The sequence below is a fragment of the Streptomyces sp. NPDC048643 genome (genome assembly GCF_040650615.1).
Lineage (GTDB): Bacteria > Actinomycetota > Actinomycetes > Streptomycetales > Streptomycetaceae > Streptomyces.
In genome coordinates, this window is sequence record NZ_JBEZHO010000082.1 from 1 (window position 1) to 26,741 (window position 26,741).

Sequence of the window (26,741 nt, forward strand, 5' to 3'; positions counted from 1 at the left end):
CTCGACGCCCTCCAGGACGTCCTGAGGTGCTGGACCAGCGTCTGCACCACCTGCCACCAACCCCTGCCCAGCGGGCCACACTCAAAGCCAAGATCAAGACAGACCTAACGGAGTCCTACTAGGGCACCGACGTCAAGCAGCCGACCTGTGAGCTCTGCGGACGAGGTGCGCCTCATGTAAGTCACCCGCTCCTCGGACGCCAGCAGGATGACTGGGCACAGTTCTTCAGCGTTCAGGTCACTGCCATCGTCGAAGGAAACACTCCAGCGTGACGCCAAGCAGACCGACCGCGCGTCGCTGAGCATCACATCTCCTGCGTGAACTCCTGCCTGATCTCCTGCGACATCTCTTGCACCAACTCTTGCGCGGGAACAGAAGCCACGACCGGCATCTCACCAGCTCAACCTGCCTATCCGACCAGGGTCGGACTGCTGACATCCCCGCTAGAGCCGCTTTGAGCCAGGCCAGTTGAAGAAGAGAGAAGAAAGACGGACCGGAGTCGAGCAGCGGGCCCAGAGATGGAGACGCCCTCAGGACAACGCCGGATCGCTGCACAGCCGCGCAGCCGTCGCGGCCACGAGGATGTTGCCCCTCGTTCCTGCCCGAACCGTTCACGGGCCTCGTTCGCGGAGCGCTGCCAGTTGTGGGCGACAGCGGAGAGGGCCGTGAACTGCTCGCGGTCGACGACGAGAACGGCGGTGTCCGCCGGAGGCAGGCCGTACGGCTTCCCGCGGCCCTGCTTGCCTCACCCCTGGCCCTGGGGCAGGCGCTCGTCGTCGCCGACGCGGACGGCGGCCTCCGGTCCTTGAGGGCGGCCGACGGATCCACGCTGTGGGAGGCGGAACTCGGCGCGCCGGTGGTGGCTGCGCCGCTCAGCATCGGCGACAGGCTGTTCATCGCGGACACCGCGGGTGTCGTGCACTGCCGCAGCGTCGCCTCCGGCGAGGTCCTCTGGTGCGTGGAGCATGCCGAGGGCGAGGAGTTCTTCACGCTGTGCACCGACGGTTCGGCGATCTACGCCGGTGGCTGGCAGGGCCGCCTGCATCTCCTGGACGCGCGGGACGGCGCCTCGTTGCAGAGCCTCGATCTCGGCGGTCAGATCCTCGCGACCACGTACGCGCCCGTCGGCCGCACGATCTACGCCACCGCTTCCCACGGCGCACTCCACACCCTGCCGACGTCCGGCGCCCCGGAGCCGGCGCCTCGACGGTGAACGCGGACCGCTCTCCGCCCGGCGTGCCCGGGGAGCAGCCCCCTTGAGGGGATCACCTCACCCCGCGGTCCCCAGCTCGACCCGCCCCGAGACGTGCGGGCGCGGGCGGACGATCCCTGCCGAGCAGGCCGCGACGACGCAGAACGCGACGGGGAGGAAGAAGGTGACGTCGAGGGGGACGAACCGGGTCAGCGGGCCGATCACGGCCGGGCCGGCGAGCATGCCGAGGTAGCCCAGGCCCGCGACACGGGAGACGTTCGCGCCCGCGGCGTCCTGATCGGCGTGCCCGGCGGCGCTGAAGAGCTGCGGGACACAGCCGGACAGCCCCGCTCCGAACACCGCCCAGCCGGCCAGCGCCAACGGGATCCAGTCGGACAGCGCGGCCGCGGCGAGTCCGAGAGCGGCGACGGACGCCCCGTACCGGAGGATGGCCGTGGGGCCGTAGCGCGCCGCGAACCGGTCGGCGAGCAGGCGGCCGACGGTCATGGCGGTGGCGAACGCTCCGTACGCGAGGGCTGCCGTCGCCGGGGGCGCGTCCAGGACCCGGCGCAGGTGGAGTGTGCTCCAGTCGTTGGCGACGCCTTCGCACAGCATGATCATCAGAGCCAGTGCGGCGAGCATCCAGATGTGCCGGGGCGTCCTGCGCCTGCCTGTCGCGGCGGGAGCGGCGGGGTGCGGAGCCGGTGGCCGCTCCGAGGTCAGGAGCAGGGGGGCCGCCAGGACGGAGGCGGCGGCGCCGAGGGCGGCGACGGCCGACAAGGTGGTCGCGGGACTCCATCCCCAGCTGAGGGTGCCGGCGCCGACCAGGGCGGCGAACACCCCGCCTATGGAGAAGGTGGCGTGGAACGCGGACATCACGGGGCGTCGGTAGGCGTGCTCCACCTGGACGGCGTGCGCGTTCATGCTCACGTCGAGGCAGCCGTTGCCGACGCCGAGCGCGAGGAGCGCGGCGCCGAGGGTCCACACGTTCCCGGCCAGGCCGGGCAGTGCGACGGTGGCGCTGCACAGTGCCGCGCTGAGCGGAACGATGGTGCGGGCGCCGAAGCGATCGGTCAGCGGCCCGACGGCCTGCATGCCTCCGAAGGCGCCCGCGCCCAGGAGCAGCAGGAGCCAGCCGAGTGTGGCGTGATCGATCCCGACGCGCTGTTCGATGGTGGGGATGTGGACGATCCACATCCCCATGAGGGAGCCGTTCAGGACGAAGTAGGTGAAGGTGGCCAGCCGGGCGGCCCGCAGATGTCTTTCCACGGTTCAAACTTAACGAACAAAAACCTGTTTTGAAAGGTGGCGTTTCGAACAGTAATTGTGTTTAATCGAGGGCATGGCTGGGACCGATCGACTGAGGCAGATCACCGAGGCCGTGCAGGCGGCGGGCAGCGTGGGCGTTGCCGAGCTGGCCGAGCTGACGGGCACCTCGGAGATGACCGTCCGCCGCGACCTGGAGGCTCTGGCGGCCCAGGGTGTGCTGGAGCGGTACCGGGGCGGCGCGCGGAGTCTGCTGCTGCGCGGTGACGAGCCGCCGTTCTCGATGCGCGTTCACGACGGCCTCGAGGTCAAGCGGCGCATCGCCGCCGAAGTGGCGCAGCTCATCACGGACGGCGAGTCTGTCGTCCTCGACAGTGGGACGACCTGCCTCGAAGTGGCCCGTGCGCTGAAGGGCCGCCGGATCACGGTGATGCCCTTGTCGTTGCACGCCGTCAACGCACTCACCGATTCCCCCCAGTTGACCCTGCTGGTCCCGGGCGGCCTGCCGCGACAGGGTGAACTGGCCCTGACCGGACCCCTGACCGAGGCGTCGCTGGCCTCGCTCCGCTTCGACACCGCCCTCATCGGGTGCTGCGGACTCGACGCGGTGAACGGACTGACCGCGTACGACCTGGACGACGCCGCGGTCAAGCGGGCGGCTATCGCCGCCTCGCGTCGCGTCATCGCCGTCACCGAGGGCGCCAAGGTGTCCCGCACGGCCCTCGCCGTGGTCACACCCGTCTCGGCGCTCGACGTGGTCGTCACGGACGAGCACGCTCCCCAGGAACAGACGGAGGCCCTGGCCGCGGCAGGCGTGAGCGTACGACAGGTGTGACCGGACTCCGGATGTGAGCCGAGGGGCCCCGTCGTCCCGCCTCGTCAAGTGTTGAACGCGGGCCGACTGTGTGCGCGTGCCGTCCGATCAAGGTCCGTACAGGCCAATCCGCGAGCGGCGTCCCACGAGTCCACGGTAGACCCGTTCCGACTCCGCAGCTTGAATCCTCGCCGATTCGGCTTCAGTTGTTGACGCCCGCAACGAGCGGAGATACAACCCGGGAGAGCGCTCTCACTCTGCAGTTGCTCCACCCCCACCGCGCCGCCTCGGCTTGAGGAGAACCCGCATGCAGTTCAGCGCCAGCGTGCCCCTTTCCAGACCATCACGGGCAACCGCCCGGACGCGTACCGCCCTTGGTCTGGTACTCGTCCTGCTCATAGCGTGCTTCGCCGCCCTGAATCCCTCACCGGCGCACGCCGCCGACCAGCTGCTGTCCCAGGGGCGGCCCGCGACCGCCTCGTCGACGGAGAACGGAACCTTCCCCGCGGCCGCCGCCGTCGACGGCAACACCGGAACCCGCTGGTCCTCGGCCTTCGCCGACCCGCAGTGGCTCCAGGTCGACCTCGGATCCGTCCAGCAACTCACACGCGTCACCCTGAACTGGGAAGCGGCCTACGCCAAGTCCTTCCAGATCCAGACCTCCACCGACGCCAACACCTGGGCCACCGTGTACTCCACGACGACCGCCACCGGCGGCACCCAGACCCTCAACATCACCGGCAGCGGCAGATACGTCCGCCTCTCCGGGACGGCCCGGGCCACTCCCTACGGCTACTCCCTCTGGGAGTTCCAGGTCTACGGCCCCGGCAGTACGACGCCGCCCGACAGCTTCTGGGGCAGCACGAGCGACATCCCCGCCGCCAACAACGCGGTGGAGGTGAAGATCCTCAACCGCACCAACGGCAAGTACCCCGACAGCCAGGTGTACTGGAGCTTCAACGGCCAGGTCCACTCCATCGCCGAGCAGCCCTACCTCGACATGCCGGCCAACTCCGCGGGGCGCATGTACTTCTACCTGGGCTCACCGAACAGCGCCTACTACGACTTCATCGAGTTCACCGTCGGAAACAACGTCTTCAACGGCAACACCACCCGGGTCGACGCCTTCGGCCTCAAGCTGGCCATGCGACTGCACAGCAAGGACGGGTACGACGCCGAGGTCGGCGAGAACCGGCAGACCTTCGCCGAAGACCGCGCGGCGACGTTCCAACGGTTCACCGACGCCGTTCCCGCCCCGTTCAAGGTGCTGTCCCAGACGCAGGCCCCGTACCGGATCATCGCCCCCGGCAGCGACCCGAGCTTCCGGGCCGGTGGTGCCAACGCCAACTACTTCACCTCGTACGCCCAGTCCGTCGGCGTCAACGCCGCCACCTCCGACATCTTCGGCTGCGCGGCCGCCCTGGCCGGTAACCCCGACATGTGCGCAGCGCTCAACCGTCACGTGTCCACCCTGCCCGGCTCCCAGCAGGGGGACCCGGCCCAGTACTACAAGGCCGCGCCCGCGAACTACTACGCCAAGTTCTGGCACGACAACGCCCTCAACGGACTGGCCTACGGTTTCCCCTACGACGATGTGGCGGGACAGTCCTCCTTCATCTCCCACGGCAGTCCGCAGTGGCTGCTGGTCGCCGTCGGCTGGTAGCGGCCACTGCGGGCGGGACGGTGGGTTCGACGCCGCCGACCACGACCCGCCGGAGCAGTCGCTGCGGCACGCACCAGCCGCACTGGCGTCGCGGTGCCCGCCTGTCCGCCGCCCCGGCGTGAGCTCCTGCGCCGGGGCGGCGGGCGCCCTCGCGGTGCCCGCGGACCGGCCGGGCGGAGCAAGCCGCTTGCCGTGCCGCGGACGGGTGTTGGGGGAGCGGTGGCTCCGGAGACCGCTTCGCACGCGAGTTTGAACGGGCCCCCTCGGTGCGCTAGTATCGATCTTGAGCGGTCCACCCGAACTCGGGTAGGAGCGACACGCGTTGGTGGTCCAAGGAAAGACGTCCCGCTTCCTGCGGGGAGATGCAGGTGCAAGGCCTGCCCGGCGCTCTCACGGCCCCGCCTCCAGAACACTGGAGGCGGGGTTTGTTGTATGCCCGTTTCTCCCGCACCGCCGCCGTGCCGTGTCGAGGGTGGCGGTGCAGTACGCCGTCGGGTGGCCGGACGCGGCGGGATACCCGGCGAGTCTCACGGGCCAACGTTCAAGGAATGCCAAGTCGTTGCGCTATGCGTTGACATGCTCCTGTCCTATGGCTAGCTTCGCCGGGAGTTCTCGTCTGCGCCCCCAGGTCCACAACTTCGGGGGCCCCTCAAGGCGTTCGGATCGCTGGGCGCCTCATGTGAGTGCGCGACAACGTTGTCAATTTCGGTTCCTTGCCAGGTGTCAGCTCTCGTGTGTGCGACAACGTTGTCAAGCTTCCGCTCCCGACCAGAGGAGAAGCCCCGTGATGACACGGCGGTTGAGATCCCGCGGCGCCAGATTGACCGTTCTGCTCGCCACTGCGGCACTGGCCGGTGCCGGGCTGTGCGCCCCCGCGGCGGCGGCCGAGAAGGCCGCGCTCGTCACCTCACCGGCCACGGTGGTCAACCCGTTCATCGGCACGTCGAACCAGGCCAACGACTTCCCCGGCGCCGACGTCCCGTTCGGCATGGTCCAGTGGAGCCCGGACACGCCCTCACGGCCCCCCGGTGGCGGGTACGAGTACAACGACTCGTCCATCACCGGCTTCAGCCTCACCCACATCGCCGGCCCCGGCTGCGGAGCGGCCGGAGACATACCGGTGCTGCCCACGGTCGGCACGGTCAACACCGGTGCGACGGACGCCTTCTCGCACGCCAACGAGACGGCTTCGGCAGGCTCGTACAAGGTCGCCCTCAACAATCAGGTGACCACGGAGCTGACCACCACGACACGTAGCGGGATGGCGCGCTTCAGCTTCCCCGCGAGCAGCCAGGCCAACCTGATCTTCAAACTCACCGGAAGCCAGAACGGCGCCACGTCGACGCAGTTCACCAAGGTCTCGAACACCGAGGTGAGCGGGCAGGTCACCAGCGGCCACTTCTGCGGCGCCGGCAACACGTACAGCGTCTACTTCGACATGGTCTTCGACCAGCCGTTCACCTCGCAGGGCACCTCGATCGCCAAGACGTCTGCCGCCACCCCGTCGAAGCCTGCCACGGCATCGAAGAACGCCGCCGAGAAGCCCAACAAGCCGGTCCTCCACGGCAAGATGCCGACCGCGGCGGCTCCGAAGGCGGCCAAGGACAGTGCGGCCCCGACCGCCGCTGCCTCGAACGGCTACGTCATCTTCAACACCACCAACAACCCGGTGGTGCAGGCAAAGGTCGGCATCTCCTACGTCTCCGTCGCCAACGCGACCGCCAACCGGGCCGCGGAGAACCCCGGGTGGGACTTCAACGCCACCCGCACCGCCGCGCAGAACGCCTGGAACAGCGCACTCGGCAAGATACAGATCGCCGGCGGAACCACCGCACAGCAGCAGAGCTTCTACACCGCGCTCTACCACTCGCTGCTGCACCCGAACGTCATCAGCGACACCAACGGCCAGTACTACGGGTTCGACGGCAGGACCCACACCGTGGACACCGGGCACAAAGCCGCCTACGCCAACTACTCCGGCTGGGACATCTACCGGTCGCAGGCCCAACTCGAAGCCCTGATCGCGCCCCAAGCCGCCTCGGACACCGCGCAGTCGATGGTCGACGACTACGCCCAGACCGGCGTCTTCCCCAAGTGGTCGGAGAACAACGGCGAGTCCTACGTCATGGTCGGCGACCCGGCGGACGCCATCATCGCCGACTACTACGCCTTCGGCGCCAAGGACTTCGACACCACGACCGCCCTCGCCGACATGATCAAACAGGCGAGCGCGGCCAACAACGACCGGCCGGGGCTCAACTACCTCGACTCACCCGGATACATGCCGCACGACGGCACCTACGGCTGCTGCAACTTCTACGGCCCCGTCGCCACGACACTGGAGTACAACACCGCGGACTTCGCCATCTCCGCACTGGCCGGAGCCCTCGGTGACACCGGTCACCAGAAGACCTACGCCAACCGCGCCCAAGGCTGGCGCAACGTACTCAACCCCGCGTCCGGCTTCGTCGAACCGAGAAACGCCGGCGGCTCCTGGACGGGTGGCTTCGACCCCACCAGCGGCACCGACATGGTGGAAGCCGACTCCTGGATCTACACCGGGATGGTCCCCTTCAACGTCGGTGGTCTGGCCCACGCCAAGGGCGGCAACACGGCGATGAACCACTACCTGGACACCGTGCTGCGCAGCTACACCGGCGACAAAGGCTACGCGTGGGTCGGCAACGAGCCCAGCATCGAACTGCCCTGGGAGTACGACTACACCGGGCAGCCGTACAAGACGCAGGGCACCGTACGGGCGATCCAGGACCAGATCTGGGCCAACACCCCCGCCGGACTCGCCGACGGCAACGACGACCTCGGCGCGATGAGCGCCTGGTACGTGTGGTCCGCCCTCGGCATGTTCCCGGAGACCCCGGGTACCTCCGACCTCGCCCTGGGCTCACCCCTGTTCACCCAGGCCGTGGTCACCCTTCCGTCCGGCAAGACGCTGACGATCAATGGCAACGGCGCCGCCGACAACGCCCCCTATGTGCAGTCCGCGACGTGGAACGGCACCGCGTGGAACAACGCCTTCGCCCCCACCACCGCGATCACGGCCGGAGGCACGCTGAACTACACCCTCGGCACCAGCGCCAACACCTCCTGGGCGTCGGCCGCGTCGGCCGCGCCACCCTCCTACGCCGGTGACACCACGGCGCCCGCCTCACCCCGCATCGGCGCCGTCACCTCTGCGGTGGCCGCGAACCTGTGCGTGGACGACGCGGGTTCCGCCACCACGGACGGCACCCACGTGCAGATCTGGAGCTGCAACAACACCTACGCCCAGGACTGGATCGTCGCCGGCGACGGAACGATCCGGACGCTCGGCAAATGCCTGGACGCCGACCACAGTGGGACCACCAACGGAACCCTGATCCAGCTGTGGACATGCAACGGCAGCGGCGCCCAGCAGTGGACCACCGGAGCCAACGGATCGCTCGTCAACCCCCAGTCCAAGCTGTGCCTGGACGATCCCAACTCCACGACCACCAACGGCACTCAGCTCCAGCTCTACACCTGCAACGGATCAGGCGCCCAGAACTGGAGACTGCCGACGTGAGTCCTCCGCACGAGTAGCGCGAACCTCCACCACCGGACCGGTTCCGCCCATCGCGTGCCCGTGTGTCCTGACCACTCGGCCAGGACACACGGGCACGCGGCCTGCGGTCGGTCGATCGGTACGGCAGCCGGCCCACCGGTTGCGCTCCGTCCGGTGCGGTCGGTGAGGATGAGGGCAGACAGACAGACAGGGCGGCGAGGGGGAGCGACCATGCTCGTATCAACCGGAAACAGAACGCGTGGGGGAGCGGCGGTCGCCGTCGCTCTGGCCACCCTGCTCACGGCCTCCGGATGCGAAGCCGGCCACGACGCGAGGGATCCCCGTGCCACGGCCTCCGCGGATGCGGCTGGTTCCGGGCCTTCGGACAGTTCGGCCGAGTCGTCAACGGGTGGCCTGACGTGGGAGTTCGAGCACATAGCCGACTTCAGCGGAAAGTTCGAGGACGTAGCTGTTCTCGCCGCCGACGATATCTGGGCGGTGGGGACGGAGAACAACGGCCGGGCCAATGCTCACCTGTTGCACTACGACGGCACGGGCTGGAAGCAGGAGCCCCTCCCCGCCGCGCTGGGCGACAGTCTCTACCCGCCCAGGTTCGAAGAGGTCGGGGAGAACCAGCTCTGGCTGCGACCGCAGAGTGATGCGAGTGGCTCTGATCGGAACTGGGCACGGTGGGACGGCATCCGATGGTCCGCCGTGCCGAACCCCCCGCCGGGCAAGGCCGGGGTCTTCCGGGCGACAGGCCCGGACGACATCTGGACCCTCGTGGGCGAGCAGTCCGCCCAGCACTGGGACGGCAGCCGGTGGTCGGCGACCCGACTGCCGTTCCCCATGGCGGACCTCGCCGTGGCGGGACCGAGGGACGTGTGGGCGGTCGGCGGCCGCGACACGGGGCCGGGCACCGACCTGGCCGGCGGGGAGCGCTACAGCCAACCCGCCTCGGCACACTGGGACGGCGTGTCCTGGAAGCCGGTGGACACGCCTCAGGCCCGGTTCGACGAGCCGCTCCCGCCGGAGCCCGGCGCCGGCCTCCTCCATGTCTTCGCGTTCGCGGGCGATGACGTACGTGCTTACGGAACCAACAGCTTCAACCACGGCGAGATCGACAACGAACCCGCGGACGAGTTCATCCAACTCCGGTGGGACGGGTCGAAGTGGGCCGAGCAGAATCCCGCGCCCGGCGGATGCGACTGGCGGACTCCCGTGGGACGGGACGACAACGGGCTGTTCCTGAACGGCAACTGGTACCTGACCGATGACGGCACCTGCGTGAAGATCGGGCGGCACCGCCTGCCCGCGTCGACCGGGGCGCGGCCGGCCTCGAACCAGTCACTGTGGCTGGAGGAGATCCACCGGGTGCCCGGCACCGACGAGTGGCTGGGCGCGGGCCAGGTCGAGGTGAACCAGAGCGGTGATCCCTTCAGCGCCCCCGTCATTGTCCGCCTGAAGCGCGCCGCGGCCTGAACGGCTGCCCGCGCCCGCTTCGTGGCGACCGGCGGGACCGACCAGCGTGCCCGGGCCGGTCCCGCCGCGCATGCTCCGGTGCTCAGTGGGAGGGAGCGGCCTGAGCGGTCTGTCGGTTGTCGACGGGGCGGAAGTCCTTGTTCGTGACGCAGCCCAGGTTCTTGTAGATGTTCGCGTTCGTCTCGGGGTCCTGACCGGCCCAGTGGTACTGGCAGGCACCCTCGATGTACCTGCCCTGCACCCCGCCGGGGAAGTCGATCTCCTTGTTCCACAGGTACTGCGACTGGATGCCGGTCATCCGCGCCGTGGCGTTCACGTCGATCCCGCCCGGTGCCTGGATCGCGTAGACCCAGCCGTCCTTGCCGCCCCCCGTCGCGAAGCCCTGGGCCACCCACCGGTCGCACGACGTGCTCAGGTGCGCGGAGTTCTGGCCACCCCCACCGATGATCCACTTCGACAGCGGCGTCAGGTCCGTGCCGAGAGGCGTGAACCCGCTGCGGAAGATGGCCTGCGGGTCCGGCCGGGTGTCGCCGCGCCACAGGGTGTTGTCGTCGTGGCGCCAGTACCAGCCCTCGCGCAGCGCGGCCACGTCGACCTGCGGCCGAAGGGCGCGATTCGTGGTCGTCCGGGACCACTCCGACGACCGGTAGCCACCTGTCGGGCCACACGGTCCGGTGTCACGGATCTGCTCCGGGGTCCCCGGGAACGGATCCGTCGCAGCATCCGCGGAAGCGGCGAAGCTCAGTGAAGCGACAAGAAGGGAGGCGGCGGAAGCGATCCGCAGCGCGGTCTTGAACATGGTCGGGCAAGCCTCTCACTCGAACATCCGGCCCCCTTCTCCTAGCCCGAGCGAACCGCACAACCACACAGCCTGCGACCCGATCACCCGCCGGCACCACTCCCTCCACTCGCCCGGCTCTGGTCGTCGGTCGGATCACCTGATAAGTCGTCAGGTGGTCGTGTCGTGGATGGCCTTCGCGCCCGGCTACCGCTGCCCCGAAATACCTCAGCCGCACCCGAGTTGTCGGGCCAGGCCGCCGGGCTTCCACCCGCTCTGCGCGCGCTTCCCGTTCGTGCGTGATTCGGCGACCCGATGTGTGCGGCCCGGCTCACTCGCCATCCGGCAGCCGGACCAGGTGCAGCGCGGCGCTGGCCCACTCTCCGCTCGCCAGGTCGATGTCCAGTCCGTACTCGGTGAGTACGGTCGCGTGGTGCACCGTGCCGGTCGCGACGTTCCGGTAGCGGGCGCCCGGCGGCAGGCCGCGCAGTCGGACGGGGAGTCGGGGGGTGCCGTGGCGCGGGCTGCGCCGGTAGGCGAGCAGCAGGAGTTCTCCCGCATCCTCGGCGAGATACTGCACGGCCGAGACAGCCTCGCCGAGCGGTTCACCGAGCCGGAACTGTTGTCCCCGCTGGACCAGATGCCGTACCTCCTTGTACTCCGCGACGAGCGTGGCCGCCTCGGCGAGGTCTTCGTCCGGCCATTGGGTCAGGTCGCCGCCGATACCCAGCAGCCCGGCCCAGGCGACGTGGAAGCGGAACCGGAGGGGGACCGAGTGTCCGGTGAGCTGGTTCGGTACGTCCGTCACCCAGGCGGACATCACCCGGGCCGGGTAGACCTGGCCGAACCCGTGCTGGATCGCCAGTCGGTCCACCGCGTCGGTGTTGTCCGAGACCCAGGCCTGGTCGGTGCGCGCGAGGATGCCCGAATCGACCCGGCCCCCGCCACCGCTGCACGCCTCGATGCGGAGTCCCGGGTGGTCGGCTCGGAGTCGGTCGAGGACGTCGTAGAGGCCGGTGACGTACCGGGTCCACAGCCGGTCGTCACCGCCCGGTTCGCCCGGCCAGCCGGCCTCGCCGAAAGCGCGGTTCATGTCCCACTTGAGGAAGTCGACGGCGTTGTCGGCGACCAGGCGCGTCAGCCAGTCGTACGCCCAGTCGGCCACGTCCTTCCGGGCGAAGTTGAGGACGAGCTGGTTGCGCATCTCGGTACGGGTGCGGCCGGGCACGTGGAGGACCCAGTCGGGGTGGGTGCGGTACAGGTCGCTGTCGGGATTGACCATCTCCGGTTCGACCCAGACGCCGAACCGCATGCCGAGGTCGTGCACGGCGTGCGCCAACGGGCCGAGCCCGGCAGGGAAACGGTCCGGCGCCGGTGTCCAGTCGCCGAGGCCGGCCCGGTCGCTGCGCCGGGCGCCGAACCAGCCGTCGTCCACGACGTACAGCTCGACCCCGAGCCGGGCCGCGCGCTCGGCCAGGGCGAGCTGGCCGGCCTCGGTCACGTCGAAGCCGGTGGCCTCCCAGGAGTTGTAGAGCACGGGAGCGGTCTCGTCCGCGTGCCGGAGGACGTGGGTGCGTACGTAGGCGTGCCAGGCGCGGCTCGTGGCCCCGAACCCGCCGTCGCTGCACAGGGCGGCGAGGACGGGCGTCGTGTACTCCTCGCCCGGCCCCAGCGGCACGCGCGTACCGTCGTGTCCCGCACCGCCGGTCAGGCCCGCGCGCCCGTCCGGGGTGCGCTGCACGGTCAGGCGCCAGCTCCCGCTCCAGGCGAGCACCGTGCTCCACACCCGTCCGTGGTCCTCGTCGGCCTTCCCGTCGTCGAGCATGGCCCAGGGGTTGGCGTGGTGGCTGGTGATCCCGCGCCGGCTGGTCAGCACCGTTTCGCCGTACGGCGCCGGTTCCCGACGCAGCTGGCTCTCGGCGGACCACTGCCCGGTGACATGGCTGAGGCGGTAGTCCGCCAGTGGTGGCAGCGTCCACCCCGCGGAGTCGGCCCGCAGCAGCTCCACCGGGCTGTCCCCGGCGTTGCGCACCACGGTCCAGCGCTCGATGACGTCCGTGTCGGCACGCACCCGGTAGTGCAGGGCGACGTCGACCGGGTGGAGGCGGTCGCGGAAACCGAGGACGAGTTCGGCGATCGGGCCGTCCTGCCTGACCTGGTGGTCCGTCGGCAGCCATTCGAAGCCACGCGAGCCGTCGGCATAGCGGAGTTGCAGGGACGGCGGTCCGTAGCGAGTCCCTCCGTCGACGGGCAGCTCCTCGCCCACCGCGGGCCGGCCCTCGAAACTGCTGGGCGGTTCCTTCGCCGGCTCGACCAGCGCGTCCGCCTCCTCGATGGTCAGCCGGGGTCCCCAAGCCACATGGCAGGGGGCACCGGTCTCGTCGATCCGCAGGGCGTACGACGTACGCGGAGTGGTCAGCAGCCACACGCCGGTGGCCGGGGACTGGGAGATGGGCGACGGCATGGGCCTCACGATCCAGAGGGTGGCTAACGCGCACCGAAGCCAAGCGCCTCCTTGGATTTCCTGTCAACCCCTGCTGCACGGAAGAGATTTGAAGCCGGACCGTGGTTCACAGGACGCGTCCAACGAATCCGACTTCTTTCATTGACAGTGGAAATTAACAGTCATAGGTTCCCGGCCATGCAGTCGCCCACCGCTGTGGAGACGTTCCCGGCCAACACGCCGGCCGCCGCCCACGTCTTCACCACGGTTCTCGTGCACGGCCCCCTCACCCGGCTGGAGGCGGCCGGACGTTCCGGCCTGTCGCCGGCCGCCGTGACCAAGGCGGTTCGGCCCCTGCTGGAGGCCGGCTATCTCCTGGAGGACGCCAACGAGGAGGCACCCCCCGCACTCGGCCGACCCGCCAACCTCCTGAGGGTGGACGGCGGACGGGCCTTCTTCGTCGGTCTGAAGGTCACCGGCGACGAGATCATCGGTGTACTGGCCGACCTGTGCTGCCGGGTCCGCGCCCACCGCCGTCTTCCGCTGCGCGGCCGCTCCCCGGAGGAGGTCCTCTCCTCGGCGGCGGAACTCGTGCGCGAACTACTCGCGGAGGCCGAGGGGTTCGGCGTCCCGGTGCTCGGACTCGGGATCGCCGTGTCCGGAGACGTGGACCGTGCCGAGGGAACCGTGCGCTACTCGCCCTTCCTGGACTGGCACGACGTGCCGCTCGCCGAACTCGCCTTCCTGGCATGCGGGTTGCCGGTCACCTTGGACAACGACGTGCGTGCCCTCACCGTCGCCGAGCAGTGGTTCGGCGGTGGCGCCGGACTCTCGGACTTCGCCGTCGTCACCGTGGGCGCCGGCATCGGCTGCGGTCTCGTGGTGCACGGCAGGGTCGTCGCCGGCGCGCACGGCGTGGCCGGCGAGATAGGCCACGTCACCGTCGACCCGGACGGCCCGCTCTGCCACTGCGGCAACCGCGGCTGCGTGGAGGCGATCGCGGCGGACGGCGCGATCCTCACCCGCGTACGGGAGGTCACCGGCGTGGAAGTCACCGACATCGCGCAGGCCATCGACCTCGCCCACGAGGGCGACGCGAGAGTCCGAGCCGTGTACGCGGCGGCGGGCGACGCGATCGGCAAGGGCATCGCCACCGTCGCCAACCTGCTCGGACCCGCCCGCGTCATCATCTCCGGCGAGGGCCTCGCCGCCTACGACCTGTTCGCCGACCAGATCCGCGACGCCTTCGCCGCGGCGGCCTTCGGATCCGCCGCCCGGTGCGAGGTGCACACCCGCCCGCTGCCCTTCGAGCAGTGGGCACGCGGCGCCGCCGCGACCGCCATCCAGTCCTTCATCAGCGCGAACCACCAGTTCCCCAGCGGACTCACCACCGGCTCGGGCAAGGGCTGAGCCGCCCCGCACCACCCCCCACCGAAACCCCAGGAGGCCCGACCCATGCGGTCACCCTCGTACTCCGCCACGCCCCGACGCGTCCTGAGAACCCTGGCCGCCCTCGCCCTCTGCGCGGGCACCATCGGCGTCGCCACCACCGCCGAGGCGGCACCCACCACCCCCGACGCCAGCACCGACCCGCTCGCGGCCAAGCCCTACATGGGCTGGTCGAGCTGGAGCATGCAGTCCTCGAAGTACCCCGGCCTCAACACCGACGGCGACTACAGCTGGCTGACCGAGGCCAACGTCCTCAAGCAGACGGACGCCCTCGCCACCAAGCTGAAGAAGTACGGCTACGACCACGTCAACATCGACGCCGGCTGGTGGCGGGACAACGCCTGGAAGCCCGAGTTCGACCAGTACGCCCGGCAGAAGGCCGATCCCGGCCGCTTCCCGCGAGGCATGAAGGCCGTCGCCGACCACATCCACGCCAAGGGCCTGAAGGCGGGCGTCTACCTGCCGGTCGGTCTGGAGAAGGAGGCCTACGACGACGGCAAGGCGCCGATCTGGAACGCCCCCGGCTGCACCACCGCGGACATCGTCTACGGCGACCTGCGCACCACCAACGGCTGGGACAGCGCCTACAAGCTGGACTTCACCGATCCGTGCGCCCAGAAGTACATCGACTCCCAGGCCCAGATGTTCGCCGACTGGGGCTACGACTTCCTCAAGCTCGACGGCGTCGGCCCCGGCTCCTTCAAAAGCGGTGACAACTACGACAACGTTGCCGACGTCGCCGCCTGGCACCAGGCCATCGCAGCCGTCGGCCGCCCGATCCACCTGGAGATCTCCTGGTCGCTGGACATCGGCCACGCCGCCGACTGGAAGAAGCACTCCAACGGCTGGCGTGTGGACACCGACGTCGAGTGCTACTGCAACACCCTGGTGAGCTGGGAGAACTCCGTCGACGACCGCTTCGACGACACCCCGGCCTGGACCCGGCACGCAGGCCCCGGCGGCTGGAACGACCTCGACTCCCTCGACGTCGGCAATGGCGAGATGGACGGCCTCACCAAGGCCGAGCGGCAGACCTACGCCACCCTGTGGTCCATCGCCAAGTCCCCGCTCTACACGGGCGACGACCTCACCAAGCTCGACTCCTACGGCATCTCCCTGCTGACCAACCCCGAGGTCCTCGCCGTCGACCAGGGCCCCAACCCACCCGCCGCCCCCGTCACCCCCTCCGACCCGCAGCAGGTGTGGGCCGCCAGGAACCACGACGGCACCTACACCGTCGCCCTGTTCAACCTCGCCGACCGTCCCGCCTCCGTGAGCGCCGACTTCTCCACGCTCGGCTTCACCGGCAAGGCGAAGGTCCGCGACCTGTGGAACCGCGAGAACCTCGGCACGCGCACGGACCGCGTCACCGAGGCGCTGCCCGCCCACGGCTCGCGGCTCTTCACCGTCACCCCGGACGGCCGCTCCCTCGCCTGGACAGCCATCGAGGCCGAGGCGAGCGGCAACACCCTCGCCGGCAACGCGTCCGTCGCCGACTGCGGCGCGTGTTCCAGCGGCAAGAAGGTCGGAAACCTCTACCAGGGCGGCAAGCTGACCATCGGCGACGTGGTCGTCCCCAAGGCGGGCCAGTACCAGCTCAAGGTGTCCTACGTCAGCGGTGACGCCCGCTCCGCCCTGATCTCCGCGAACGGCGGCGGCGCCACCGGCCACAAGTTCCCCTCCACCGGCGACTGGTCCACCGTGAACAGCGTCTACGTCCCGGTGACCCTCAAGGCCGGGGCCAACACCGTCACCTTCGACAGCGGCACGGGCTACGCCCCCGACATCGACCGGATCGACGTACCGAAGTCCTCCTGACACCACCCGGTGGCCCGGTCCGGCCCGCCGGGCCGGGCCACCGGACCGACTTCTGGAGCCGCCATGAACGCACGTCCGGACCACCCCAGCAGGAGAACGGCGTTGTCGCTCGCCGCGACCGCCGGTCTCACCGCGGCACTCGGCGGACTGCCCGCCTTCACCGCCTCCGCCGCGCCGATCCGCCCCACCGCCGGCACCTCGCAGGCCACCGGAACCACCGCCGACCAACTGTGGTGGCAGGCCCCCGGCGACGAACACTCCATGATCGAGCAGGGCCTGCCGGTCGGCAACGGCCGCCTCGGCGCCCTGGCGAGCAACGACCCGGGCCGCGAACTTCTCCTCGTGACCGACGCCACCCTGTGGACCGGTGGCCTCAACGACACCCTCGACGCCGACGGCCAGTTCCCCTACGGACGCGCCGACTTCGGCTCCCTGACCCTCCTCGCCCGGCTCACCGTGGACATCCCCGACCACGACCTCTCGGCCGTCACCGGCTACCGCCGCACCCTCGACCTCGACCAGGCGGTCGTCACCACCTCCTACGTGCACGCCGGCGTCACCTACCGGCGTCAGCTCTTCGCCAGCCGCCCGGACGACGCGATGGTCCTGCACTTCACGCAGAGCGGCGCCGGCCGGTACACCGGGACCGTCACCCTCGCGGGCAGCCACGGCGAGAAACTCACAGGCGCCGAGTCGTTCGGCGCCTCGTTCCCCAACGGCCTGCGCTACGGAACGGCGATCAAGGCGTACGGCTCCGGCGGCCGGGTCAAGGTAAACGGCCCGACCATCGAGTTCGCCGGCTGCACCGACCTCACGGTCGTCCTCAGCGGCGGCACCAACTACGCACCCGACGCCGCCCACCGCTACCGCGACCCGTCACTGGACCCGGAGAGACTTGCCCGCGCCAAGGTCGCCTCTGCCGCACGCCACTCGGCCACCACCCTCCTGCGCACCCATGTCGCCGACTACCAGCCTCTGTTCCGCCAACTGCGCCTCTCCCTGGGGGAGTCGAGCACTGGGCAGCGCTCCCTCGACACCTGGTCGCGGCTGCGATCCCGCTACGAGAGTGACGCGCCGGACCCCGAACTGGAGGCCGCCTACCTCCAGTACAGCCGCTACCTGATGATCTCCGGCTCGCGCGGCAGCCTTCCGATGGGCTTGCAGGGCCTGTGGCTCGACGGCAACGACCCGGACTGGATGGGCGATTACCACACCGACATCAACCTCCAGATGAACTACTGGCTGGCCGACCGGGCCGGTCTGTCGCAGTGCTTCGACGCCTTCGCCGACTACTGCATCGCCCAGCTGCCCTCCTGGACCGAACTGACGCACCGCCTCTTCGCCGACCCGCGCAACCGGTACCGCAACTCCACGGGCAAGACCGCGGGCTGGACAGTCGCGATCTCCACCAACCCCCATGGCGGCAACGGCTGGTGGTGGCACCCGGCCGGCAACGCCTGGCTCGCCAACAGCCTGTTCGAGCACTACGAGTACACAGGGTCGCGGGAGTACCTGGCCAAGATCCACCCGCTGCTCAAGGGCGCCTGCGAGTTCTGGGAGGCCCGGCTGATCACCACGACCGAGCCCGGCACCGGCCGCGAGGTCCTGATCGCCGACAGCGACTGGTCGCCCGAGCACGGCCCCCTCGACGCCCGCGGCATCACCTACGCGCAGGAACTGGTCTGGGCCCTGTTCGGCAACTACGCCGAAGCCGCCCGTGTGTTGGGCCGCGACTCCGCCCACGCACGCACGATCCGCGCACTGCGTGACCGCCTCCACCTGCCCCAGGTCAGCCCCACCACCGGCTGGCTGGAGGAGTGGATGTCCCCCGAGAACCTCGGCGAGACCACCCACCGCCACCTGTCCCCACTCGTCGGCCTCTTCCCCGGCGACCGGATCCGCCCCGACGGTTCCACCCCCAAGGACATCGTGGCCGGAGCGACCGCCCTCCTCACCGCGCGCGGCATGGACAGCTTCGGCTGGGCCAACGCCTGGCGCGCGCTGTGCTGGGCCCGGCTCAAGAACGCCGACAAGGCGTACCGTCTCATCGCCACCAACCTGCGCCCCTCCGTCGGCGGCGTCAACGGCACCGCGTTCAACCTGTTCGACATCTACGAGGCCGAGCAGGGACGCGGGATCTTCCAGATCGACGCGAACTTCGGTACGCCGGCGGCCATGATCGAGATGCTGCTGTACTCCCGCCCCGGACACCTGGAGTTGCTACCGGCGCTGCCCTCGGCATGGTCAGCCTCCGGATTCGTCGAGGGTGTCCCGGTGCGGGGCGGGTTCGTCGTGGATCTGGCCTGGCGGCAGGGCCGTCCCACCCGCCTGCGCGTGACCAGCACAGGTGGTCGTACCACCGCGGTGGTCTTCGACGGGAGGTCCCGGACGCTCACGCTCGAGCGGGGCGAGACCGTCACGATCAAGGACTTCACCCGATGAGGCCGGCACGGCGCGGGCGGCTGGCCGTCCTGGCCGCCGTCATGGGAGCGGCCACGGCCGTGCAGCCGCTGACCTCGACGGCCCAGGCGGCGAACGGCACGCACGACGTCGTCACCTGGGCCGCGGCGGCCGACCGGGTCGGCGACGGTGTGGCGGACCGCGGTTACCGGCTGGTCGTCCACACGAGCGTCGGCGGCGACAACCTCAGGGTGCGCGTCTCCAACGCTCTGGGGGACCGCCCCGTCACCTTCGACAGCGTCTATGCCGGACTACAGTCCTCCGGTGCCGGACTGGTCCGCGCCGGCAACCGGAGACTGACGTTCGGCGGGGCACGATCGATCACCATCCCGGCCGGAGCGACGGCGTACAGCGACCCGCTCCCCGGCAAGGTCGCAGCCGAGAGCAACCTGGTCATCAGCCTGCACAGCTCCGACGCGGCCGGTCCGGCCACCGGTCACGGCATGGCCATGCAGACCTCGTACGTCTCCGAAGGCGACCACACCGCCGAGGAGAGCGCCGCGAACTGGACCGGAACCACCGGCTCGTGGTTCTACCTGGATGCCGTGACCGTGCGCGCGCCCTCCACCACGGGAGCTGTGGTCGCCCTCGGAGACTCCATCACCGACGGCTGGCAGTCGAGCACCGACCTCAACCGCCGCTGGCCGGACTACCTCGCCCGACGCCTGCGGACCTCCACCGTCACCACCGTGCGCGGTGTGGCGAACGAGGGGATATCCGGGAACAAGGTCCTGGCCGACGGCGCCGGCCGCAGCGCCCTGAACCGGCTGGACCAGGATGTGCTGTCCCACCCCGGCGTACGCACCGTGTTCCTCTTCGAGGGTGTCAACGACATCAAGGCGCACACCGGTGTGACGGCAGACGACATGATCGCCGGATACCGGCAGATCATCGAACGCGCCCACGCGGCAGGCACATGCGTCGTCGGAGCGACCATCGGCCCGTTCAAGGGCTGGTCCGAGTGGGACCCCGCGGCCGAGACCGTCCGGCAGGGGGTGAACGCCTTCGTGCGCGACAGCGGCGCATTCGACGCGGTGACCGACTTCGACAAGGCACTCCGCAGTCCGTACGACCCCGAGCGCATCCTGCCGTTCTTCGACAACGGCGACCATCTGCACCCGAACGACAAAGGGATGCAGGCGATGGCCGACGCGGTGAACCCGAAAGACATGGAGTGTGCTTCCGGCCCCTGACCCGTACGGACCGTCTCCGTGGGGCCCTGAACAAAGGGGCAGATCTCCTCGGGGACGGTCCGACCAGGGCGAGAGGTGCTCGACCGACACTGTGTCGACGAAGCCGAGCGACAGCCCCAGCTGGTGGAGCGCAGGCCTTGGCGGGCGTTCACCAGCTGATCCTGGCCGCCACCGGAAGGTGGTCGCTGTGGGTGGCCGGCAGCACCCACGAGCTCTCCGGCGTCACGCCCCGGACCAGGATCTGGTCGATCCGCACCATCGGGAACTCCGCCGGCCAGCTGAAGCCGAAGCCATCCCCGGCCACGTCCTGGGCCGAGCGCATCCGCGAACTGATGCTGTCGAACGCGCGGTCGTCCGTGGTGCCGTTCAGGTCTCCGAGCAGAACCACCCGCTCGTTGCGATCGGCGGCGACGGCCTCGCCCAGCGCCTGCGCGTTTCTGTCCCGCGTGTCCGTCCAGAAGCCCACCCGGGGATTCACCCGCGCGGATCCCAGGTGGGCCACATACACCGCCAGCGGCCCCCGGTCCGTGGCCACCGTGGTGCGCAACGCCCGGGCGTAGGCCAATGTGACGTCGGCCGGCTTGGTCGCCGCCAACGGCCCGTAGTCCGTCTTGATGTCGACCTGCCGACTGTCCGACAGGGGCAGCTTGCTCCACAGTCCGACCGTGCCCTGCACCGTGTGGTACCCATAGGCCCTCCCCAGCTCCTTCTCGTACGTGCCCCGGGCCTTCTCGGTCAGCTCGACCAGAGCCAGTACGTCCGCCCCGGAGTCGGCCAGGTCGTGGGCCGTGCCGGCCGGGTCGGGATTGCCGGCGCCGACGTTGTGCTCGGCCACCGTGAGGTCGCCTCCCGAGTGGGACTTGTCGCCGAACAGCCCGCCGAAGAGGTTCAGCCACACCAGGACCGGCAGCAGGAGCGCGGCGACCGCCGAGGCGGAGCGGCGCCACAGCGCCCCCGCCAGCAGAACGGGGATGAACACGCCGAACCACGGAAGGAAGGTCTCCACCAGGCTGCCGAGGTTCCCGATCCGGTTCGGGATCCTCGCGTGCAGCAGCATGAGGAGGCCCAGGAGGAGCGTCATCACAGTGAGCACCGAGCCGCGCTTCCAAGGATCCGGCCGGCAAGCGACGTGAGCCGCCCGGAGGATCCGTGCGCGCCATGTTGCGCCGATGCCGGTATCCCGTCGGATGCCCACCGGACTCCCACCGGAGCCCGCCTTCCGACGCTCGGTCCCTCCCTCCCCGGCCTCCGCCGCATCCAACTGCGTCACCGTCCGTCCTCGCTCCCTGCCGGTCACTGTCGCATCCTCGGATCTCGTGTGGGGTCGGCACGCACGCGCGGGCAGCCGTCGTCGGTGGGTGGGTTCGGACCGAGCGCGGCCGACTCCTGACCCTGCCTACGCCGACCGCACGCGTCGGGCCGGTGATGACCCCGTCCGCCTCGCCGGGTCCATCACCGGCCCGACGCATGCGGCCAGTCAAGGCAGGATGATGTTGCCGGAACGTACGTGCTTTTCGATACGCCGGCGATATGCGACGACTCGTAGCATCGAGGGCATGCGTGTGTTGATCGTCGAGGACGAGCCCTATATGGCCGAAGCCATCCGCGACGGCCTACGCCTGGAAGCGATCGCGGCCGACATCGCAGGTGACGGCGACACCGCACTGGAACTGCTGAACATCAACACCTACGACATCGCCGTCCTCGACCGTGACATCCCGGGACCCTCCGGCGACGAGATCGCCCGGCACATCGTCGCCTCCGGAAGCGGCATGCCGATCCTCATGCTCACCGCGGCCGACCGTCTCGACGACAAGGCCACCGGGTTCGGACTCGGCGCCGACGACTACCTCACGAAACCGTTCGAACTACAGGAGCTCGTGCTCAGGCTCAGGGCGCTCGACCGGAGACGCGGACACAACAGGCCCCCCGTGCGGGAGATCGCCGGGCTGCGGCTGGACCCGTTCCGCCGTGAGGTGTACCGCAACGGCCGCTACGTTGCGCTGACCAGGAAGCAGTTCGCCGTGCTCGAAGTCCTCGCCACAGCGGAGGGCGGCGTCGTCAGCGCCGAAGAACTCCTGCATCGCGCGTGGGACGAGAACGCGGATCCGTTCACCAACGCCGTGCGCATCACGGTCTCGGCGCTCCGCAAACGCCTGGGCGAACCGTGGATCATCACCACCGTGGCCGGCGTCGGCTACCGCATCGAACCAGCACCCCAGACCGGACGTGAAGGAGGGAACCGTGAATAGGCGGCCAGGCTTGAGCGTTCGCCTCAAGCTCACCCTCAGCTACGCCGGATTCCTCATGGTCGCCGGCGTCCTGCTGCTCGCCGCGGTGTGGGTGTTCCTCCTGCGTTACGTCCCCGAGCGCGCGCTCATCGTCCCCCGCGGCACCCCCACCCATGGCGTCTTTCCCATCCGGTCCAACCTCCTTCACGTCTTCGCTCCGAGGGCAGCCGCAGTACTGGCGTTCCTCCTGGTGCTCGGCCTGGTGGGCGGGTGGCTTCTCGCGGGCCGCATGCTCGCGCCGCTGACCCGGATCACCAACGCCACGCGCACCGCCGCGAACGGAACACTCTCCCACCGGCTCCGGCTACCAGGCCGCAAGGACGAGTTCCGTGAACTCGCCGACGTCTTCGACGGCATGCTCGAGCAGCTCGAGGCGCACGTCGGTGAGCAGCGGAGATTCGCGGCCAACGCGTCGCACGAGTTGCGCACCCCGCTCGCCACCTCGAAGGCACTGCTCGAAGTGGCCCGGACCGACCCGAACCGCGACACCGGCGAACTCATCAACCGTCTGTACGCCGTCAACACCCGGGCGATCGACCTCACCGAGGCTCTGCTGCTGCTCAGCCGGGTCAACCAACGGGCCTTCACGCGAGAAGACGTCGACCTGTCACTCATGGCGGAGGAAGCCACAGAGACACTCCTCCCTCTGGCGGAGAAGCACGGCGTCACGATCGAGACCGACGGGGAGGTCACTCGCACGGTCGGATCACCAGCGCTCCTGCTGCAACTGGCCATGAACCTCGTGCACAACGCGATCGTCCACAACCTGCCCGGACAGGGCACCGTGCGGGTCAGTACCAGCGTCCATCCCAAGTCCGTCGTGCTCACCGTCGAGAACACCGGCGAGAAGCTCACTCCGCAGTTGGTCCCGACACTCACCGAACCGTTCCAGCGCGGCACCGAGCGGACACACATCGACCACGCGGGCGTCGGCCTCGGCCTGGCCATCGTCGACACCATCACGCGCGCCCACGAGGGAACACTCACCCTCACCCCGCGCTCCGCCGGCGGGCTTTACATCACCGTGGAACTACCCGCAGCGACAGTGCAGTTGGACAGGTGACGGATCAGCCGACGGTGCCAACGGCAGTGGCAGTGCCGACAGCACCGGCAGTGCCGCGGGCACCGACAGCGACAGCCCCGACGACGCCGGCGGCACATGGGACTGTCGGAACACCTCCTCCGGACCTGTCATCGGTCACCGGGATGATCACGCCGAGCTGATCACGCCGAGCTGATCACTTTGCTCCGATCACAGCGGGTACGGGGTCGCGTTGCGGGCCGATCGGAGCGCCGCGGCCCACCAGGCCAGTTGGTCCAGCACGGTCTTGGCGTATGCCGGGGAGGCGGGGTCCAGTGGCCGACCGTCCTGCCACGTCGTGAAGTAGTTGGGAAAGGCGAGACCGTCGCGGATCGTCACCGCGTGCAACTCGGTGAGCACGTTCTCCAGATGCAGGGCCGCGTGCCGGCCGCCGGCCGCACCGCCGTAGCTGACGAAAGCCACGGGTTTCGCCGTCCACTGGGTGAAGTGCCAGTCGATGGCCGCCTTCAGCGACGCGGGATAGCTGTGGTTGTACTCCGGGGTGACGACGATGAACGCGTCAGCGCTCTGCAACGCGGACGTCAGTGGCCACATCCCGGTCGGGCGTGGGTAGTCGTCACCCGCGTACTTCGGCGACGCCGCCGGCAGTTCCAACGGAACGTCGACATCGGCCAGATCGACGACCTGCACATCGAATCCACCGTGCAGACGGGCCTGTTCGGCGACCCAGGAGGCGACGACCGGGCCGAACCGCCCTTCCCTGACGCTCCCGACGATGATCACGAGTTTGTACGTGTTCTCCATGGCCTCCACGATCAGGCCGCGGCGCCGCGCCGGCCAGACCGTGCCGAGGCTGGCCCTCGCAGGGCCACGCTGCGCCCTCCGCGCGGGCCGACCGGAGTCGTATGCTCACGCCCATGGGTTCGCCTCTGGGGGATTTCGTCCGGGCCAAGCGCGACAGCATCGAGCCCGCATCGCTGGGGCTGCCGGAGCGTGGACGCCGTCGCTCACCGGGGCTGCGCCGTTCGGACCTGGCAGCGCGCGCCGGAATCAGCGTCGAGTACCTGACCCGCATCGAACAGGGACGTGACCGCAATCCCTCGATCCCGGTGGTGAACGCGCTCGCCGACGCCCTCAGCCTCGACCGTGCGGAGCGCGACCACCTCCGTTACCTCTCGAAGATCACGGGAGGGGAGTGCTCCGCCCACACGCGGCCGGTGCCACCGCGACGTGAGGTGCGGAGTTCGGTGCTGCAGACGCTTCGGCTCCTGGAGCCGGGGATCGCGATGGTGGCCAATCGGCTGGGTGATGTCTTGGCCCATACTGGCGGGTTCGCCTTGGTGACGAGTGGTACCGGGCTGCTGGACGGGGACGCCCCGAATCTGACTCGGTATGTGTTCACCGATTCTCGCGCCCGGTCCTTCTTCGCCGACTGGGGCGATGTCGCCGACGAGCAGGCCTTCGATCTCTGGCTCGCACCGTCGGTCGAGAACTCGGAGTGGTTCGCGACGGAGCTTGCCCCGGTCGCGGGCCCGGACTTCACGCGCCGCTTGAACCGTCATGTGGTTCCGCGGCGGGGCACTCTGCGCCTCAACCACCCCGCGGGGCATGAGTTCCGCCTGCTCCGCGAGACGTTGGAACTTCCTTCGGATGCGCAGCAGTTGGTTGTCTTCCTCCCGGCGGACGACGCGACGGCCGGGGCGCTCGACCAACTGCGGCAGCGGGACCGGCTTCAGGGACGCCTTCGGGCCATCTCGTAGGGCGGTGATCCGACCGGGCCGCCGTTGTGTTCAGCGGGGATGGTGCGCCTATTCGGGCGTGACTGGGGTCTCTGGCTGTTTCCGCCGGCGTTCTTGGTAGCGCGAGGGGGCGCGGAGTATCCAGGACCAGGCGTCGTACTCTGCGACCTGCCCTACGCGACGGGCGCCGTCGACGCAGCGTGGATCGTCGCGCTCGGCCAGTCCGTAAGCAGCCCAGATGCGGGTCACTTGGTCTTCGTCGCCGAGGAGTTCGGCCAAGACGTCTCCGACGAGGTGCGCCGAGTCGCTGCTCTCTGCGAGCTGATAGGCGATGAGTTTTCGGATGGCGGGGTCAGGGTCCCGGGCCAGTGTGAGCATGGCGTCGAGTCCTGATGGCGTGTGGGTCCATCGCCCGGAGCTGAGCGAGGACAGATGTTTCAGTGTCGAGGGTACTTGGGCGCGTACCTGCGGGGCGGGGTGAGCGGTGTAGGTGATTCCCAGGGGTTCGATCCTGGGGTCGTCGTGGTGTGCCAGGCCGGCCAGGATCTCGGCCAGGACGTCCGGGTGTTGCTCTTTTGCCACTCGGTCGATGAGGAAATCCAGGGTGCGCTTCTCGAAGGGGCCGGGGTGGTGAGAAAGGGGGCTTGTGAGGTTGAGGGAGATCAGCACTTCCAGGCCGAAGCGGCGGTGTAGTGGGTCGGGGTGGGTTCGCAGGGCTGCTGCGGCTTCCCACGTTTCGTCGTCCTGCCTCTCGGCGAGGGTGTTGGTGATCTGGTACCAGGAGGCGTGTTCCCGGTCGGGGTACTCAAGCGCGCAGGCTCGGTCGGCCAACTCGACAATCTGGAGGTGCAGTCCGAAGCACTCTTCGAGGTAGGTGAGTGTCCCTGCCTGGCCGTCGCGGACGGCTTCTCCGCCGAGCCGGATCTCGTCGTACTCGGTGGACCATGGCGCGTCCCGGACGCGGAGGCGCTCGACGGGATCGGTGGAGGCGGTCCGTTCGCGGAGCATGGCGATCGGGCCGGTCTTGTGCCATTGGCGGGCGCGTACCAGGAGCGCTGCTCGGACTGGTTCTGTGACAAGGGCTGGGTCGCCGAGCAGGGACGAGGCGAGGGCGATGGAGCCGCTGTCTACGGCCCTCAGCCGGGGCGTGGTTCCGTCGGGCAGGGGGCAGTCGGGATCCGCTCCGCTCGCCATGAGGTACGAAGCGATCGATGAGTGGAATGCCGTGATGGCCAGGCAAAGTGCGGGTATGCCGTGTTCGTCGGTGGTGTTGGGATCGGCTCCGTCGTCGAGCAGGAGCCGGACGGTGTCTTCGTGGCCGCCTCGTACTGCCGTGATGAGTGGATGCTCGGCCATGTTCCGTTCCCCTGGTTGCGCTTGTGCGCTTGCCAGTCAAGCAGCGATAGGTGGGGGTCGCGGGCGGCAGTGGTTGTGCTTTAGGCAGTGGCAGTCGTGTTGTTGGGTTCGTTGGTTGCGGTTTGGTTGTTTTGGATTTCGTGGTAGGTGGTGGCTCCGCGTTGGGGGGTGAGGTTGAGGGTGGTGAGGATGGGTGGGTGGATGATGTTGGGGA

The 26,741-nt window shown here is 69.4% G+C and carries 18 protein-coding genes; 12 read left to right on the plus strand and 6 right to left on the minus strand.

The window, feature by feature from the left end:
* The first annotated feature begins 643 nt into the window (after positions 1 to 643).
* Positions 644 to 1,213, plus strand: a complete 570-nt coding sequence (locus AB0C62_RS40520; protein WP_362982109.1) for a PQQ-binding-like beta-propeller repeat protein — start codon at positions 644 to 646, stop codon at positions 1,211 to 1,213.
* 57 nt (positions 1,214 to 1,270) lie between these two features.
* Here AB0C62_RS40520 and AB0C62_RS40525 read toward each other — a convergent pair whose 3' ends face one another.
* A complete protein-coding gene (locus AB0C62_RS40525) occupies positions 1,271 to 2,461 on the minus strand; it encodes an MFS transporter (protein WP_362982111.1) in 1,191 nt (396 codons plus the stop codon).
* A 73-nt stretch (positions 2,462 to 2,534) separates the two neighbouring features.
* Between AB0C62_RS40525 and AB0C62_RS40530 the strand changes: the two genes are divergently transcribed.
* The 4 genes from AB0C62_RS40530 (at position 2,535) to AB0C62_RS40545 (ending at position 9,958) form a co-directional block, all read left to right on the plus strand.
* Entirely contained in the window at positions 2,535 to 3,293 is a 759-nt protein-coding gene (locus AB0C62_RS40530; protein ID WP_362982113.1) for a DeoR/GlpR family DNA-binding transcription regulator, read from the plus strand.
* Positions 3,294 to 3,579: 286 nt separating this feature from the next.
* A complete protein-coding gene (locus AB0C62_RS40535; RefSeq protein ID WP_362982115.1) occupies positions 3,580 to 4,935 on the plus strand; it encodes a beta-1,3-glucanase family protein in 1,356 nt (451 codons plus the stop codon).
* Between the two features lie 820 nt (positions 4,936 to 5,755).
* Positions 5,756 to 8,497 carry a lectin gene (locus AB0C62_RS40540; protein ID WP_362982117.1) on the plus strand — a complete coding sequence of 914 codons (2,742 nt, stop codon included), beginning with the start codon at positions 5,756 to 5,758 and terminating at the stop codon, positions 8,495 to 8,497.
* A gap of 210 nt (positions 8,498 to 8,707) precedes the next feature.
* Positions 8,708 to 9,958, plus strand: coding sequence for a hypothetical protein (locus AB0C62_RS40545; protein WP_362982119.1), 1,251 nt, complete (start codon positions 8,708 to 8,710; stop codon positions 9,956 to 9,958).
* 82 nt (positions 9,959 to 10,040) lie between these two features.
* Here AB0C62_RS40545 and AB0C62_RS40550 read toward each other — a convergent pair whose 3' ends face one another.
* Entirely contained in the window at positions 10,041 to 10,547 is a 507-nt protein-coding gene (locus AB0C62_RS40550) for a hypothetical protein (protein ID WP_267052037.1), read from the minus strand.
* Between the two features lie 520 nt (positions 10,548 to 11,067).
* Positions 11,068 to 13,200, minus strand: a complete 2,133-nt coding sequence (locus AB0C62_RS40555) for an alpha-galactosidase (RefSeq protein ID WP_362982121.1) — start codon at positions 13,198 to 13,200, stop codon at positions 11,068 to 11,070.
* Positions 13,201 to 13,377: 177 nt separating this feature from the next.
* Between AB0C62_RS40555 and AB0C62_RS40560 the strand changes: the two genes are divergently transcribed.
* The 4 genes from AB0C62_RS40560 to AB0C62_RS40575 all read left to right on the plus strand — a co-directional run bounded on the left by AB0C62_RS40560 (position 13,378) and on the right by AB0C62_RS40575 (position 20,099).
* The gene (locus AB0C62_RS40560) at positions 13,378 to 14,589 is read left to right on the plus strand and encodes an ROK family transcriptional regulator (RefSeq protein ID WP_362982123.1); all 1,212 of its coding nucleotides are present in this window, start codon (positions 13,378 to 13,380) and stop codon (positions 14,587 to 14,589) included.
* 45 nt (positions 14,590 to 14,634) lie between these two features.
* Positions 14,635 to 16,446, plus strand: coding sequence for a CBM35 domain-containing protein (locus tag AB0C62_RS40565; RefSeq protein ID WP_362982125.1), 1,812 nt, complete (start codon positions 14,635 to 14,637; stop codon positions 16,444 to 16,446).
* A 63-nt stretch (positions 16,447 to 16,509) separates the two neighbouring features.
* Positions 16,510 to 18,888, plus strand: coding sequence for a glycoside hydrolase N-terminal domain-containing protein (locus AB0C62_RS40570; protein ID WP_362982127.1), 2,379 nt, complete (start codon positions 16,510 to 16,512; stop codon positions 18,886 to 18,888).
* Complete coding sequence (locus AB0C62_RS40575) at positions 18,885 to 20,099, plus strand: SGNH/GDSL hydrolase family protein (RefSeq protein ID WP_362982129.1); 1,215 nt, start codon at positions 18,885 to 18,887, stop codon at positions 20,097 to 20,099. Before AB0C62_RS40570 ends, AB0C62_RS40575 begins: the two co-directional genes overlap by 4 nt.
* Positions 20,100 to 20,247: 148 nt before the next feature.
* On the opposite strand, the gene AB0C62_RS40580 is transcribed toward AB0C62_RS40575, so the two are convergent.
* Complete coding sequence (locus AB0C62_RS40580; protein WP_362982141.1) at positions 20,248 to 21,246, minus strand: endonuclease/exonuclease/phosphatase family protein; 999 nt, start codon at positions 21,244 to 21,246, stop codon at positions 20,248 to 20,250.
* A gap of 409 nt (positions 21,247 to 21,655) precedes the next feature.
* On the opposite strand from AB0C62_RS40580, the gene AB0C62_RS40585 reads away from it, so the two are divergent.
* Both AB0C62_RS40585 and AB0C62_RS40590 read left to right on the plus strand, forming a co-directional pair.
* Complete coding sequence (locus AB0C62_RS40585; protein WP_362982131.1) at positions 21,656 to 22,351, plus strand: response regulator transcription factor; 696 nt, start codon at positions 21,656 to 21,658, stop codon at positions 22,349 to 22,351.
* A gap of 10 nt (positions 22,352 to 22,361) precedes the next feature.
* Positions 22,362 to 23,453 (plus strand): HAMP domain-containing sensor histidine kinase, encoded by a 1,092-nt coding sequence (locus AB0C62_RS40590; protein ID WP_362982133.1) that lies wholly within the window; start codon positions 22,362 to 22,364, stop codon positions 23,451 to 23,453.
* A gap of 189 nt (positions 23,454 to 23,642) precedes the next feature.
* Here the strand turns inward: AB0C62_RS40590 and AB0C62_RS40595 are convergent, their stop codons facing one another.
* On the minus strand, positions 23,643 to 24,236 hold the full coding sequence (locus tag AB0C62_RS40595; protein ID WP_362982135.1) for an NAD(P)H-dependent oxidoreductase: 594 nt from the start codon (positions 24,234 to 24,236) through the stop codon (positions 23,643 to 23,645).
* Between the two features lie 113 nt (positions 24,237 to 24,349).
* Between AB0C62_RS40595 and AB0C62_RS40600 the strand changes: the two genes are divergently transcribed.
* On the plus strand, positions 24,350 to 25,192 hold the full coding sequence (locus tag AB0C62_RS40600; protein WP_362982137.1) for a helix-turn-helix transcriptional regulator: 843 nt from the start codon (positions 24,350 to 24,352) through the stop codon (positions 25,190 to 25,192).
* Positions 25,193 to 25,240: 48 nt separating this feature from the next.
* Here the strand turns inward: AB0C62_RS40600 and AB0C62_RS40605 are convergent, their stop codons facing one another.
* Positions 25,241 to 26,527, minus strand: a complete 1,287-nt coding sequence (locus tag AB0C62_RS40605; RefSeq protein WP_362982139.1) for an ankyrin repeat domain-containing protein — start codon at positions 26,525 to 26,527, stop codon at positions 25,241 to 25,243.
* Positions 26,528 to 26,741 lie beyond the last annotated feature (214 nt).